8 protein-coding genes and 2 pseudogenes are annotated in these 14558 nt (G+C 60.7%); 5 read left to right on the plus strand and 5 right to left on the minus strand.

What is annotated here, in order from left to right; genetic code table 11:
* Positions 1-11: 11 nt before the first annotated feature.
* The 3 genes and pseudogenes from ACEN9A_RS01550 to ACEN9A_RS01560 form a co-directional block, all read right to left on the minus strand.
* Positions 12-1754 carry a potassium/proton antiporter gene (locus ACEN9A_RS01550; RefSeq protein ID WP_019650758.1) on the minus strand — a complete coding sequence of 581 codons (1743 nt, stop codon included), beginning with the start codon at positions 1752-1754 and terminating at the stop codon, positions 12-14.
* Between the two features lie 259 nt (positions 1755-2013).
* Complete coding sequence (locus ACEN9A_RS01555; protein ID WP_371916747.1) at positions 2014-2886, minus strand: methyl-accepting chemotaxis protein; 873 nt, start codon at positions 2884-2886, stop codon at positions 2014-2016.
* Positions 2869-3705: pseudogene (locus ACEN9A_RS01560) on the minus strand (MCP four helix bundle domain-containing protein); the annotation flags it as partial. The pseudogene ACEN9A_RS01560 and the gene ACEN9A_RS01555, both read right to left, overlap by 18 nt.
* Positions 3706-3914: 209 nt before the next feature.
* On the opposite strand from ACEN9A_RS01560, the gene ACEN9A_RS01565 reads away from it, so the two are divergent.
* From ACEN9A_RS01565 to ACEN9A_RS01580, 4 genes and pseudogenes are all read left to right on the plus strand, one after another.
* Positions 3915-4145 carry a hypothetical protein gene (locus tag ACEN9A_RS01565; RefSeq protein ID WP_007936756.1) on the plus strand — a complete coding sequence of 77 codons (231 nt, stop codon included), beginning with the start codon at positions 3915-3917 and terminating at the stop codon, positions 4143-4145.
* On the plus strand, positions 4142-4444 hold the full coding sequence (locus ACEN9A_RS01570) for a cell division protein ZapA (RefSeq protein WP_007936757.1): 303 nt from the start codon (positions 4142-4144) through the stop codon (positions 4442-4444). The genes ACEN9A_RS01565 and ACEN9A_RS01570 overlap by 4 nt, the downstream gene beginning before the upstream one ends.
* 145 nt (positions 4445-4589) lie before the next feature.
* Positions 4590-5618, plus strand: a pseudogene (locus tag ACEN9A_RS01575) (HAMP domain-containing protein); the annotation flags it as partial.
* Positions 5619-5750: 132 nt separating this feature from the next.
* A complete protein-coding gene (locus tag ACEN9A_RS01580) occupies positions 5751-6482 on the plus strand; it encodes a methyl-accepting chemotaxis protein (RefSeq protein ID WP_408981115.1) in 732 nt (243 codons plus the stop codon).
* Between the two features lie 143 nt (positions 6483-6625).
* Here the strand turns inward: ACEN9A_RS01580 and ACEN9A_RS01585 are convergent, their stop codons facing one another.
* Positions 6626-8428, minus strand: a complete 1803-nt coding sequence (locus tag ACEN9A_RS01585; protein ID WP_258672125.1) for an acyl-CoA dehydrogenase — start codon at positions 8426-8428, stop codon at positions 6626-6628.
* Between the two features lie 143 nt (positions 8429-8571).
* Positions 8572-12525: a trifunctional transcriptional regulator/proline dehydrogenase/L-glutamate gamma-semialdehyde dehydrogenase gene (gene putA, locus ACEN9A_RS01590; RefSeq protein WP_258672126.1), complete on the minus strand. Its 3954-nt coding sequence runs from the start codon at positions 12523-12525 to the stop codon at positions 8572-8574.
* A gap of 461 nt (positions 12526-12986) precedes the next feature.
* Here putA and putP point away from each other — a divergent pair, with 461 nt between their 5' ends.
* Positions 12987-14471, plus strand: coding sequence for a sodium/proline symporter PutP (gene putP, locus ACEN9A_RS01595; RefSeq protein WP_258672127.1), 1485 nt, complete (start codon positions 12987-12989; stop codon positions 14469-14471).
* Positions 14472-14558: the final 87 nt, after the last annotated feature.

The following is a 14558-nucleotide window of genomic DNA, read 5'->3' on the forward strand; positions in this document are numbered from 1 at the left end:
AAGTGTGGAGTTTAGAGGAACAGGCCGGGGCCGGGGCGACTTCCTTCGGGGAATCTGACGCCCACTTTACCAATCTTGTTCCCTTCCATGACCGCGACGGTCCAGAGGGTGTTGTTCCACTCCACCTGGTCACCGACGACTGGAGCACCGCCCACTTTCTGGGCAATGAAGTGGCCCAGGGACATGTTCGGATCGATGCCCTCGACTTTCAATCCGTACAGGGCAGCAACCGCGCCCAGCTGGGCGTCTCCTTCGAGTACGAAGTCGCCGAAGAAACGCAAATCCAGCCCCCGTTGCGGTGCCTGGCTGAAGAGTTTTCCGAGGGCCGGAAGGTTGTGTTCATGGCCGATCACGCAGAGTAAATCATCGACTTCGAGCACCGTACTACCCGACGGATGGAGCAGCTGCTGGCCACGAAACAGGGCTGCGATACGGGTGCCTTCGGGCATTTTCAGCTCGCGAAGGGGTGAGCCGATGCACCATTTCTCGGCACCGAGGCGATAAACGAACAGCTCCCACTCGCTGGTGACATGCACTTCCAGCGCCGATCGGGAGATTGGCAGGGGCTCCGGCGGGACGGTCACTTTCAAAAGCTTGGCGACCCACGGCAAGCTGGTGCCCTGCACCAACAGCGACACCAGCACGATAAAGAACGCCAGATTGAAATACAGCTGCGCGTTGGGCAACCCCGCCATCAGCGGGAACACCGCCAGAATGATCGGTACGGCGCCGCGCAGGCCAACCCAGGAAATGAATGCCTTCTCGCGTCCATGGAACGCCTTGAAAGGCAGCAGGCCAGCCAGCACCGACAGCGGACGGGCAAACAGAATCATCCACAGCGCCAGGCCCAGCGCCGGCAAAGCGATCGGCAGCAGGTCATGGGGCGTGACCAGCAGCCCCAGCACCAGGAACATGCCGATCTGGGCCAGCCAGGCCATGCCGTCGAGCATATGCAGAATACCGTGGCGGCTGCGCACCGGGCGATTGCCGATCACCAGGCCGCACAGGTACACCGCCAAAAAGCCGCTGCCGTGCAGGGCGTTGGTCAGGGCGAACACCACCAGGCCGCCGGCAATCACCAGAATTGGATAAAGGCCGGTGGCCAAGTGGATGCGGTTGACCAGTTGCAGCATCAGCCAGCCACCGCCGAGGCCGATGACGGCGCCGATACCGAACTCACGCAGCAAGTGCCCGAGCAGGCTCCAGTGCAGGCCGGTCTGGCCGCTGGCGAGCATGTCGATCAGGGTGACGGTGAGGAACACCGCCATCGGGTCGTTGCTGCCGGATTCGATCTCCAGGCTCGCGGTCACCCGTTCGTTCAGGCCTTTGCCGCCCAGCAGCGAGAACACGGCCGCGGCATCGGTGGAACCGACGATGGCGCCGATCAGGAGGCCCTGAATCAGGTTCAGGTCGAACAACCACGCCGCCGCCATGCCGGTCAGCCCGGTGGTGATCAACACCCCGACCGTGGCCAGCGACAGCGCCGGCCACAATGCCACGCGAAAACTCGCCACCCGGGTGCGCAAGCCGCCGTCGAGCAGGATCACTGCCAGGGCGAGGTTGCCGACCAGATAGGCCGTGGGGTAGTTATCGAAAATGATGCCGGCACCGTCGACACCGGCCGACATGCCCACCGCGAGGATGATCACCAGAATCGGGATCCCGAGGCGCGATGAAAGTGAGCTCACCAGAATGCTCGCACCTACCAGCAACGCGCCGATCAAGAACAGGCTGTTGATGGTCGTCGCATTCAAAGGCAGTACTCCGGAAGCATAAAGGCGGGCGCAAACTGACCATGCAGTCCGCGTGCCAGCGATTCTAACCTGTTGAAATGTGATGCTGTCAAAAAGCTTTTGACGGCGATCATCCCCTGTGGCGAGGGGGCTTGCCCCCGTTGGGTCGCGCAGCGACCCCAAAGCCGGCGCTGCGGTGCGCCAAGTTCAACGCGTGGGTCAATTTGCGACTGCTTCGCAGCCGAACGGGGGCAAGCCCCCTCGCCACAGGGGGGAGCCGTTACAGGCTAAACCGCCCAACCATGTTGTTCAGGTCCAGCGCCAGGCGCGACAGTTCGTTGCTGGCCGCACTCGTCTGGTTGGCGCCGGTGGCCGATTGCACCGACAGGTCACGAATGTTCACCAGATTGCGGTCCACTTCACGGGCCACTTGCGCCTGTTCTTCGGCCGCGCTGGCGATCACCAGGTTGCGCTCGTTGATTTCGACGATGGCGCTGTTGATGGTGTCCAGCGACAGGCCGGCACCGCGCGCGATGTTCAAGGTCGACTCGGCGCGCTCGGTGCTGTTACGCATCGAATCCACGGCGTGTTCGGTACCGCTCTGAATGCTGCCGATCATGCGTTCGATTTCACTGGTCGACTGCTGGGTGCGATGGGCCAGGGCCCGCACTTCATCGGCAACCACCGCAAAACCACGACCGGCTTCACCGGCACGGGCCGCTTCGATGGCAGCGTTCAACGCCAACAGGTTGGTCTGGTCAGCCAGGCCGCGAATCACGTCCAGCACTTTGCCGATGTCTCGCGACTCGTTGGCCAGATCGCCGATCAGGGTGGCGGTGCTCTGCACGTCGGCGCTCATGCGTTCGATGGCGCTGACGGTTTCCTGCACCAGGTCACGACCGTCGCCTGCCGAAGTGGTGGCGTTTTTCGAGGCTTCGGAGGTGCTCACGGCATTGCGCGCGACTTCTTCCACGGCGCTGGTCATTTCGTTGACGGCGGTGGCGGCCTGTTCGATTTCGTTGTTTTGCTGGGTCAGGCCGCGGGCGCTTTCGTCGGTGACACTATTCAGTTCTTCCGCTGCGGACGCCAGTTGCGTGGCCGAACCGGAAATCCGTTGCAGGGTGTCGCGCAGTTTGTCCTGCATCTTCGCCATGGCGGCCAATAGACGACCGGCTTCATCTTCGCCATCGACCGTGATCGGGCGCGTCAGATTGCCTTCGGCGATTTCTTCGGCGGCGCTCAGGGCGTTGGCGATCGGTTTGGTGATGCTGTTGGTCAGCAGCCAGGCGAACAGCAGGGTCAGGCCGGTGGCGATGACCAGCAGGGTCACCACCAGGTTGAACGCCGAGGAGTACTGGTCGGCGGCTTGCTGGTTGGTGTCGATGGTCTGCTGGGTGTTGATCTCCAGCAAGCGATTGAGCACGGTGTTCATGGCTTCAGAGTTGTTCAGCAAATCGGTGTTGACCAGCGTGCGCTGTTCGTCGACCTGATTGTTGCGCGACAGACTTTTCATCCGGTCTTCGATCTGGCGGTACTGCCCCAGCAACTGCACATACTGATCATAGGCTGCACGCTCCTGCGGGCTGGCGATCAGTTTTTCGTAGCCGGCCTGAGCCGCTCGGATCTGCTGGTTTCGGGTTTCCAGCAGCTCGATGGTTTTCTGCTGGACGTCCGGCTCACGATTCACGAGCAGACGATAGGCCAGCACACGCAGGCGCAGGGTCAGCTGGGTGAATTCGTCGAGGCTTTTAATGCTCGGTACGCTGTTTGAGGTGATCTCCTCGGCGGCGCCGCGAATCTTGCTCATCTGGTTCAGGGCGAACACACCCAGGATCAGCATCATGGCGCCAATCAGGGTGAAACCGAGGAACGCCCGCGGTGCGATATTCATATTTCTTAGGGACATGGTGTTCACCGAAAAAAGCGCCTCCGTGCGAGGCTGAGACTGTTGTATGGATGACTTATCGGTCATACGACTAAAGTCTTGAGTCGCTGCGCGTATTTGTCGCAGAAGGGCCGCGACGACGAAGTGCAGGAACCAGAACCGGCAATCACAGTCTTTAAAGTTCGCGAGGAAGGTCGACCGCCAGGAAAATCAAGGCCTTGCGCCTGCATAACCCTGGCTTCCACAGTGACTTTTCTTTATCGTACGCGCCCTTTGAAAATGCCCGGAAAATCAAAATGTTAGAAGCATCCCTAAGCCAATTGGAACAACTGGTCAGCGACCTGGTGCAACAGAACCAGACCCTGCTCGGCACCAACCAATCCCTGAGTGCGGAGCTGGCCCAGGTCAAGGATGAAAACGAAAGCCTGCAACTGAGCCTGATGGAACAGGAAGAGAAACAAGGCGCCACTGTTGCACGCATTCAGGCCTTGGTTGAGCGCGTCAGCGCCGGCCCTGTCAGCGCATGAGTTACGGCGCCGCAGGGGTAAAAGTCGTCTCGATTCTGGGTGAAGACTATTCAATCAAGGCACCGGCCGGGGAAGAGCAGACCCTGCTGGACGCCGCCTTAATGTTGAAGGCCGCTCTGGCCGAGACCAAAAAGAAATACCCGGCGCTGATCGGTGACCGCTTGCTGGTGCTGGCGGCGATGAATCTGTGCTCGCAGCAGATCGAAATGCAAAAGCGTCACCAGCAGGAACTCGACCGTTACCAAGAGCAAGTCAGCGCCACGGTTGAAGTGATCGCCAAGACGATCAACCAGGCCTGAGCGGCTTTGCGCACAACCAAAGAATAAATTGTCGATCTAGTTGTATACAATCGGCATGGCTGTTGCAGTGTTTCAGCCCTTTATTCTTTGGGGGTGCTCCATGCAGTTCTGGCGACGCAGTATTCAATGGCAGTTGATCCTGAGCATGGGCACCGCCCTGCTGGTCAGTATTCTGATCGTGGTTGGCATTTATACCCTCGTGGTCAACCGCCTCGCCCAGCGCTATCTGGTCGAGCAGGCGCTGCCGTCGAGCATCGAAGCGATGCGCAACGACATCGAGCGCATCCTCGTCCAACCCCTCACCGCCGCCAAGGACATCGCCAGTAACAGCATGGTGCGTGACTGGCTGGCCGGGGGTGAAAACGGCACCCAGACCGCCGGTTTCGTCAGTTATCTGGAAGGCATCCGTGCCGAGCACAAGGCCTTTACCGCGCTGATCATCGGTGCCGCTTCAAACCATTACTTCACCGAAAAGGGCCTGGACCGCACGCTCAGCCGCTCCAATCCCAATGACGCCTGGTTCTATTCGTTCCTCGACGGCAATCAGCCGCGCACCCTCAATATCGACAATGACACCGCCACCGGCGAGTTGGCGCTGTTCATCGACCTCAAGGTCGAACAGGCCGGCAAAGTCGTGGGCGTTGCCGGGCTGGGCCTGAGCATGAAAGAGCTGTCGGAGCTGATCCACAACTTCAACTTTGGTGAGCGCGGCAAGGTCTATCTCGTGCGCTCCGACGGTTTGATCCAGATTCATCCCGAGGCGCAGTTCAGCGGCAAACGTACGCTGGTCGAACAGATCGGCGCTTCGGCGGCGCAAGCGGTGATGACCTCCACCGCGTCTGGTAGCAGCAGTTTTGCCCGCGATGGCGAAGATTTTCTGGCCTTGAGCCTGCCGCTGCGTGATCTGGGCTGGACCCTGGTGGCCGAAGTGCCGCAGTCGCAGATCTACGCCGAAGCTCGTCGGGCGATGTGGATGAGCAGCGGCATCGGCTTGGCGGTGGCGCTGGTGTGCCTATTGCTGGTGGTATTGCTGGCCCGTGGATTGGTGCGACCGATTCGTCAGGTAACAGCGGCGCTGGTAGCCATCGGTAGCGGTGGTGGAGATTTGACCCACCGGTTAGATTCCAGTCGCGCCGATGAGCTGGGTGATCTCGCTCGCGGTTTCAATCGGTTCCTGGAAAGTCAGCGCGAGATGATCGGCGAAGTGCTGACCACCAGTGAACATTTGCGCACGGCGGTCGGTCAGGTGGCGCGGGTGGTGGACAACACCGCTGAGCGTTCCGGACGTCAGCAGGAAATGACCGACATGGTCGCCACCGCCGTTCACGAGATGGGCCTGACCGTGCAGGAAATCGCACAGAACGCCGGCAATGCGGCGGTCGCTTCACAAGCCGCGCGGGATGAAGCGCTGCAGGCGCGGGAAGTGGTGGGCGGGTCGATCAGGCATATAGAAAGCATGTCCGACGAAATTGGTGTCGCCGCCGGAGCAGTGGGCGAGTTGGCCCATCAGGTGGCGTCCATCGATCAAGTGCTGGCGGTGATTCGCGGGATTTCCGAGCAGACCAATCTGCTGGCGCTCAACGCCGCCATAGAAGCGGCGCGGGCCGGGGACATGGGCCGCGGCTTTGCGGTGGTGGCCGATGAAGTGCGGACCCTGGCGCGACGGACTCAGTCGTCCACCGACGAAATTCAGCAAATGATCGGCAGCCTCAAGCAGGGCGCGGAAAACGCGGTGTCTTCAATGCACTCCGGGCAAGCGGCGACCGGCACAGGCGTTGAGTCGAGCCAACGCACCGGGGCGTCGTTGACGGCGATTACCGGGCAGGTCGAGCGCATCAGCGACATGAACCATCAGGTGGCGACAGCGACTGAAGAGCAATCGGCGGTGACGGAAGAGATCAACCGCAACGTGCAGGGGATTTCCGATTTGGCACGGGCCACGGCGGGGGAGGTCAGGGCTTGTCGTGAAGACTGTCAGACGTTGCAGCGTTTGGCCGATGATTTGGCGCGGCAGATGGGTGGGTTTCGGTTGAGCTAAAAGATCAAGATCAAAAGATCGCAGCCTGCGGCAGCTCCTACAGAGATCGATGTTCGCCGAAATATCGCGGATAAACACCGATCCTGTAGGAGCTGCCGCAGGCTGCGATCTTTTTTGTGGCCGTTACACAAATCCATGTCCGATCAGAACCACTCATCCTGCATGTTCAGGCACACATCATCCCGCGCCTCAAGAATCGCCAGTTCATGGTGACAACCCGGCACTTCCCACGTCAGGAAATACCGCGCCGCCTGTAGCTTGCCTTTATAGAAGCTCACATCTGCCGCGTTACCGTTGGTCAACCCTTCCTCGGCACGAATCGCCTGTTCCAGCCAGCGCCAGCCGATCACCGTATGACCGAACACTTTCAGGTACAGCGCCGAGTTCGCCAGGCTGCTGTTGACCTTGCCCTGGGCCAGATCGGTCAGCAGGCCGATGGTCACGGTTTGCAGGCGCGCCACCAGTTTCTCCAGTGGTTCACGCAATGCACTTAATGTTTCGTACGTCTGCGCCCGCTCGGCGGTGTCGGCAATCAGGCGGATCAATTGCTTGAGTCCCGCGCCGCCGTTCTGCGCCAGTTTGCGCCCCAGCAAGTCCAGCGACTGAATGCCGTGGGTGCCTTCATGAATCGGGTTCAGGCGGTTGTCGCGGTAATACTGCTCCACCGGGTATTCACGGGTGTAGCCGTGACCGCCGAGAATCTGGATCGCCAGTTCGTTGGCCTTCAGGCAAAACTCTGACGGCCAGGATTTGACGATCGGCGTCAGCAAATCCAATAGCTCATGGGCCTGTTTGCGCTCGGCTTCGCTCTCAAGCGTCGTGGTATCGTCGAACAGCCGCGCCGCGTACAAACCGAGGTCGAACGCGCCTTCGACGTAGGCTTTCTGGGTCAGCAGCATGCGTTTGACGTCGGCGTGCTGAATGATTGCCACCGGTGCCGTAGTCGGGTCCTTGCTGTCCGGCACCCGACCTTGCGGACGCTCGCGGGCGTATTCCAGGGAATACAGATACCCAGCGTAACCCAGCATCACTGCGCCCATGCCGACGCCGATCCGCGCCTCGTTCATCATCTGGAACATGTAGCTCAAGCCATGGTGTGGCTTGCCCACCAGATAGCCTACGCACTCACCGTTATCGCCGAAGTTCAGCGCAGTGGAGGTGGTGCCACGCCAGCCCATCTTGTGGAACAGTCCGGCGAGCAGCACATCGTTGCGCTTGCCGAGGCTGCCGTCATCGTTGACCAAAAACTTGGGCACGATAAACAGCGAAATACCTTTCACCCCGGCCGGTGCGTCCGGCAACTTGGCCAACACCATGTGCACGATGTTTTCCGACAGCGGGTGATCGCCGCCGGAGATGAAGATCTTGTTGCCCTTGAGTCGATAGGTGTCGTCGGACGCTGGCTCGGCGCGGGTACGAATATCCGACAGTGACGAGCCGGCGTGCGGCTCGGTCAGCGCCATGGTGCCGAAGAAGCGACCGTCGATCATCGGTTGCAGAAAGCGTTGCTTCTGCTCATCGGTGCCGAAGCTCTCGATCAGGTTGGCTGCGCCCATGGTCAGGAACGGGTAGGAGGTCGACGCCGCGTTGGCCGATTGAAAGTGCGCGAAGCAAGCCTGGGACAGCAGCGTAGGAAGTTGCATGCCGCCGGCATCGAAACTGCGCGCGGCGTTGAGGAAACCGGCTTCGAGGAAGGCATCCACCGCCGGTTTCACTTCCGGAATCAGAATCGCCTGACCGTCCTCATAGCGCGGCTCGTTCTCATCGCCCTTGCGGTTGTGCGGGGCGAAGAACTTTTCGGCGATGTTGCGGGCAGTGCCGATGGCGGCATCGAAGGTCTCGCGATTGTGCTCGGCGAAACGCTCACGTTGGGTCAGGCCCTCGGCATCAAGGACTTCATACAGCTCGAAAGCCAGATTGCGGGAACTGAGCAACGTCTCGGACATGGCGGCCTACCTTTATTTGGGATGGTCCGAGTCTAGGCGTAGGAATAGAGGCTGAACAGGATGATTGATCTTGGTGATGGAGAAGCAAAAGATCTTGCTTGAAAAACCGGACGCCCATTGCAGGCGCCCGGCTTTATTACGGTTTAACCGATAGTCATCAAGCTGGCATTACCACCCGCCGCGGCGGTGTTTACGCTCAACGCCCGTTCGATCACCAGACGCTCCAGCGCAATGTTGGTTTCACCCTGCGACAAACCATGAACCCCGACAATCGCACCCGCCCGCTTGGCCACTTGCTGGCATACCGCGCGCAGCTGATCGGAATGGCCATGATGCAGAACTGCATCAACCACCACTTCGTCCTTGGTCCAGTCGGCCACCCGCTTGATACGTGCCTGCACTTCTTTCGGCAGGCGTGCGAACAAGGCCTTGCCCGGTTCCGCGTCCGGCCACACCGCCGAGCCGCCGACGGCCAATACCGCCGCCAGTTGAGTCAGCAGATCGCCTTCGACGTCCGCCAGGCACAGCACGTGTTCGCGCGGGAGGATGGCGTAGCTGTTGCGCTCGCCGGTCGGGCCGGCCAGCACGCGGGTGATCCCGCTTTGCGATTGCGCCGCGAACAGCACGCACAGGGCGCTCAGGTCCGTGAGCTTGTTGCTGTCGGCCCAGGCTTGCAGCGCGGTCAGCGGTTTGCTCATGGCGTCACGCAGACGCACGTCCGGCGCTGCGATAGCGTCGCCGCGGGCGAAGGATTGTTCGATCGCATCGGTAGGACGCGTCGACAGCAGACGGTACAGGTACAGCGGACCACCGGCTTTCGGACCGGTCCCCGACAGGCCTTCGCCGCCGAACGGTTGCACGCCGACCACGGCACCGACAATGTTGCGGTTGACGTAGACGTTACCGGCGTTGACGTTGTCGATCACCTTGGCGATGGTTTCGTCGATGCGAGTGTGCACGCCGAGGGTCAGGCCGTAGCCGGATGCGTTGATCTGGCCGATCAGTTGGTCGATGTCTTTGCGCTTGTAGCGCACCACGTGCAGCACCGGGCCAAAGATCTCCCGTTGCAGCTCGTCGAAGCTTTCCAGCTCGATCAGGGTCGGCATGACGAAGGTGCCGCGTTTGACTTCTTCGCTGTTGGCGATCGCCACCTGGTACACGTTGCGACCTTTGTCGCGCATGGCCTGGATGTGCTTCTCGATGCCGGCCTTGGCTTCGGCGTCGATCACCGGGCCAATGTCCACGGACAGGCGCTCCGGGTTGCCGAGTCGGCATTCCGCCATGGCGCCCTTGAGCATTTCGATGACACGATCAGCGGAATCTTCCTGCAAGCACAGCACCCGCAGCGCCGAGCAGCGTTGACCGGCGCTGTCGAACGCCGACGACACCACGTCGATCACGACTTGTTCGGTCAGTGCCGAGGAGTCGACGATCATCGCGTTCTGGCCACCGGTTTCGGCGATCAGCGGGATCGGACGGCCCTGGGCATCCAGACGACCGGCGACGTTGCGTTGCAGCAGGCGCGCGACTTCGGTGGAACCGGTGAACATCACGCCTTTGACCCGATCGTCGCCGACCAGGCGGGCACCGACGGTTTCGCCACGGCCCGGCAGCAGTTGCAGCACGCCTTCCGGAATCCCGGCTTCGAGCAGCAGGCGCACGGCTTGAGCGGCGACCAGCGGGGTTTGCTCGGCAGGCTTGGCCAGTACCGGGTTACCGGCGGCCAAAGCAGCAGCGACTTGGCCACTGAAGATTGCCAGCGGGAAGTTCCACGGGCTGATGCACACCACTGGGCCCAACGGGCGGTGGGCGTCGTTGGTGAAATCGTTGCGTGCCTGAACTGCGTAATAACGCAGGAAGTCCACGGCTTCACGCACTTCGGCGATGGCGTTGGCGAAGGTCTTGCCGGCTTCGCGAGCCAGCAGGCCCATCAGCGGCTGGATCTCGCCTTCCATCAAATCGGCGGCACGTTCCAGGATTGCGGCGCGTTCGGCTGGCGGCGTGGCCTGCCAGATCGGCGCAGCATTCAAGGCGCACTGGATCGCGTTGTCGACGTCTTCGACGGTGGCTTCCTGCACATGGCCCACCACGTCCCGCAGATCCGACGGGTTCAAAACCGGCGCAGGGGTTTCAGTGCTGGAGGTGCAACCGAGCATCGGCGCGGCTTTCCAGTTGTTATGGGCAGTGGCGAGCAGAGCGCAGGACAGCGAAGCCAGGCGATGTTCGTTGGCCATGTCGATGCCGCTGGAGTTGGCGCGCTCGGCACCGTACAGGTCACGTGGCAGCGGGATGCGCGGGTGCGGCAGGCCGAAGCCGCCTTCCAGCGTGGCCATCTGCTCGATGCTGGCCACTGGATCGGCCACCAGTTCCTGAATCGAGATCGACTGGTCGGCAATGCGGTTAACGAATGAGGTGTTCGCGCCGTTTTCCAGCAGACGACGTACGAGGTACGCCAACAGCGTTTCGTGAGTACCGACCGGTGCGTACACGCGGCACGGACGGTTCAGCTTGCCGTCGGAGACTTTGCCTACAACCTGTTCGTACAGCGGTTCACCCATACCGTGCAGGCACTGGAACTCGTACTGACCGGGGTAATAGTTCTGACCGGCAATGTGATAGATAGCCGACAGGGTGTGGGCGTTGTGCGTGGCGAATTGCGGGTAGATGACTTCCGGCACCGACAGCAGCTTGCGTGCGCAGGCGATGTAGGAGACGTCGGTGTACACCTTGCGGGTGTACACCGGATAGCCTTCCAGGCCCTCGACCTGGGCGCGTTTGATTTCGCTGTCCCAGTACGCGCCTTTCACCAGGCGGATCATCAGGCGATGACGGCTGCGGCGAGCCAGGTCGATCACGTAGTCGATCACGTAAGGGCAGCGCTTCTGGTAAGCCTGGATCACGAAACCGATACCGTTCCAGCCGGTCAGTTGCGGCTCGAAGCACAGGCGCTCCAGCAGATCCAGCGACAACTCGAGGCGGTCGGCTTCTTCGGCGTCGATGTTCAGGCCGATATCGTATTGCTTGGCCAGCAGGGTCAGCGACAGCAGGCGCGGGTACAGCTCGTCCATCACGCGCTCGTACTGGGCGCGGCTGTAGCGCGGGTGCAAGGCGGACAGCTTGATGGAAATGCCCGGGCCTTCGTAAATCCCACGGCCGTGAGAGGCTTTGCCGATCGCATGGATGGCTTGTTCGTACGAGGCCAGGTACTTCTGGGCGTCATGTTCGGTGAGGGCGGCTTCACCCAGCATGTCGTAGGAATAGCGGAAGCCTTTGGCTTCGAACTTGCTGGCGTTGGCCAGGGCTTCGGCGATGGTTTCGCCGGTGACGAACTGCTCGCCCATCAGGCGCATGGCCATGTCGACGCCCTTGCGGATCATCGGCTCGCCGCTCTTGCCGATGATGCGGCTCAGGGACGAGGTCAGGCCGGCTTCGTTGTGGGTGGCGACCAGTTTGCCGGTCAGCAACAGGCCCCAGGTGGCGGCGTTGACGAACAGCGACGGGCTGTTGCCCAAGTGTGGCTGCCAGTTGCCGGTGCTGATCTTGTCGCGGATCAAGGCATCGCGAGTGCCTTTGTCCGGGATGCGCAGCAGCGCTTCGGCCAGGCACATCAGCGCCACGCCTTCCTGGGACGACAGGGAAAACTCCTGCAGCAGGCCCTGAACAATCCCGGCACGGCCGCCGGCGCTCTTCTGATTGCGCAGTTTCTCGGCAATCGAGGCGGCGAGCTTGTTGGTGGCGTCGCACATCGGTGCCGGCAGGCGAGCCTGTTCGATCAGCATCGGCACCACTTCAGGTTCCGGGCGACGGTAAGCGGCAGTGATCGAGGCGCGCAGCACCGATTGCGGCAGGATGCTTTCAGCGAATTCCAGGAAGCATTGGTGCGCGTGATCGACGTGGACCTCGCCCACCTCGTCAACTTCCTTGCCGTTCAAACCGTTCAGCTCGGACAGGGTTGCACCACCCTCGAGTTTTTCCAGGTAATTGAAAATTGCCTGCTTGATCAGCCAGTGCGGCGTGCGATCAATCGAGGTCGCGGCGGCCTTGAGGCGTTCGCGGGTCGGGTCGTCAAGTTTGACCCCAAGGGTGGTGGTAGCCATATTTTTATCCTCATGTTTGCCACGACCGCGTGGCATCAGCTGACGGCAAGATTAGCTGTGCGTTGGTTGAGGTGCAACCGGGTGCAACCCTTTTTTTGTCGGAATAATAGGCAGCTCGTCAGGAAATAAATTCTGGTACACAAGTCCTGTGCCTGCTTGGTGCTTTTACTTCTAGTGCAACCTGAAAAACGCCCTAAAAGGGAGCAAAAACAGACCTTTCTCAAGAAAAACCGACTAGGTGCAACTTATTCGAACGAAACTGGTTGCACCTTATTTGCTTTGTTGAATAGCATTCGCGGCCAAGGTGCAACCGGTCGAAACGGTCGGTGCACCGGCTGATGGCTTTCCTGGGGAAACATCAGTCATAAATGCGCGGGCCCCCGAATCGTCTGTCAAACGTCATCGTTTGCGAGCGGTTCACCAGCCGCTGCTACATAAAAACAATGCCAGGGCGTAACTCAATGAGCGTAAGCAATCCAACCCTGATCACGTTCGTGATCTACATCGCAGCAATGGTGCTGATCGGCTTCATGGCCTATCGCTCCACCAACAACCTTTCTGACTACATTCTGGGCGGCCGTAGCCTGGGCAGCGTCGTGACCGCACTCTCTGCCGGTGCTTCCGACATGAGTGGCTGGTTGTTGATGGGCCTGCCGGGCGCTATCTACATGTCCGGTCTTTCCGAAAGCTGGATCGCCATCGGCCTGATCGTCGGTGCTTACCTGAACTGGCTGTTCGTCGCCGGCCGTCTGCGTGTGCAGACCGAGCACAACGGCGATGCGCTGACCCTGCCGGACTACTTCTCCAGCCGTTTCGAAGATAAAAGCGGCCTGCTGCGGATTATCTCCGCGGTCGTGATCCTGGTGTTCTTCACCATCTACTGCGCTTCCGGCATCGTCGCTGGCGCCCGTCTGTTTGAAAGCACCTTCGGCATGTCCTACGAGACGGCGCTGTGGGCCGGTGCTGCGGCGACGATTGCCTACACCTTCGTCGGTGGTTTCCTGGCGGTGAGCTGGACCGATACCGTACAAGCCACGCTGATGATCTTCGCCCTGTTGCTGACGCCGATCATCGTGCTGCTGGCCACTGGCGGCATCGACACCACGTTCCTGGCCATTGAAGCGCAAGACCCAAGCAACTTCGACATGCTGAAAAACACCACCTTCATCGGCGTGATTTCGTTGATGGGCTGGGGTCTTGGCTACTTCGGCCAGCCGCACATCCTGGCGCGTTTCATGGCGGCGGATTCGGTCAAGTCGATCGCCAACGCTCGTCGCATCTCCATGACCTGGATGATCCTGTGCCTGGGCGGCACCGTCGCTGTAGGATTCTTCGGCATCGCTTACTTCTCGGCACACCCTGCCGTGGCCATGCCAGTGAGCGAAAACCACGAACGTGTGTTTATCGAACTGGCGAAAATCCTGTTCAACCCGTGGGTTGCCGGTGTGCTGCTGTCGGCCATTCTGGCGGCAGTGATGAGTACGCTGAGCTGCCAACTGCTGGTGTGCTCGAGTGCCCTGACCGAAGACTTCTACAAAACTTTCCTGCGTAAAAGTGCTTCCCAGGTTGAGCTGGTCTGGGTCGGCCGTGCCATGGTGCTGCTGGTTGCGCTGATCGCTATCGCTCTGGCGGCTAACCCGAATAATCGCGTACTGGGTCTGGTCAGCTACGCCTGGGCAGGTTTCGGTGCTGCGTTCGGTCCAGTTGTCCTGATCTCCGTGATCTGGAAAAACATGACCCGCAACGGCGCACTGGCCGGCATCCTGGTCGGCGCGATCACTGTGATCGTCTGGAAACACTTCGAACTGCTGGGCCTGTACGAAATCATCCCTGGTTTCATCTTCGCCAGCCTGGCGATCTACATCGTCAGCAAAATGGGCGCACCGACCAGCGGCATGCTTTCGCGCTTCGCCGCGGCCGAAAAGGATTTCCGCCTGAACCAATGAGGGGGATGAGCTGATGCTCTGACCTTTCGCCGAACATGAAAACGGCCCGCTTCCTTTTGGAGGCGGGCCGTTTTTTTGCGCTCCCAC

Source organism: Pseudomonas sp. Pseusp18, from assembly GCF_059506005.1.

Bases quoted from the DNA above. Each gene is read 5' to 3' on its own strand.
- ACEN9A_RS01570 (WP_007936757.1), top strand. From the start codon at position 4,142: ATGAGTTACGGCGCCGCAGGGGTAAAAGTCGTCTCGATTCTGGGTGAA.
- putP (WP_258672127.1), top strand. From the start codon at position 12,987: ATGAGCGTAAGCAATCCAACCCTGATCACGTTCGTGATCTACATCGCA.
- ACEN9A_RS01585 (WP_258672125.1), bottom strand. From the start codon at position 8,428: ATGTCCGAGACGTTGCTCAGTTCCCGCAATCTGGCTTTCGAGCTGTAT.
- putA (WP_258672126.1), bottom strand. From the start codon at position 12,525: ATGGCTACCACCACCCTTGGGGTCAAACTTGACGACCCGACCCGCGAA.
- ACEN9A_RS01565 (WP_007936756.1), top strand. From the start codon at position 3,915: ATGTTAGAAGCATCCCTAAGCCAATTGGAACAACTGGTCAGCGACCTG.
- ACEN9A_RS01555 (WP_371916747.1), bottom strand. From the start codon at position 2,886: ATGGCGAAGATGCAGGACAAACTGCGCGACACCCTGCAACGGATTTCC.
- ACEN9A_RS01580 (WP_408981115.1), top strand. From the start codon at position 5,751: ATGGTCGCCACCGCCGTTCACGAGATGGGCCTGACCGTGCAGGAAATC.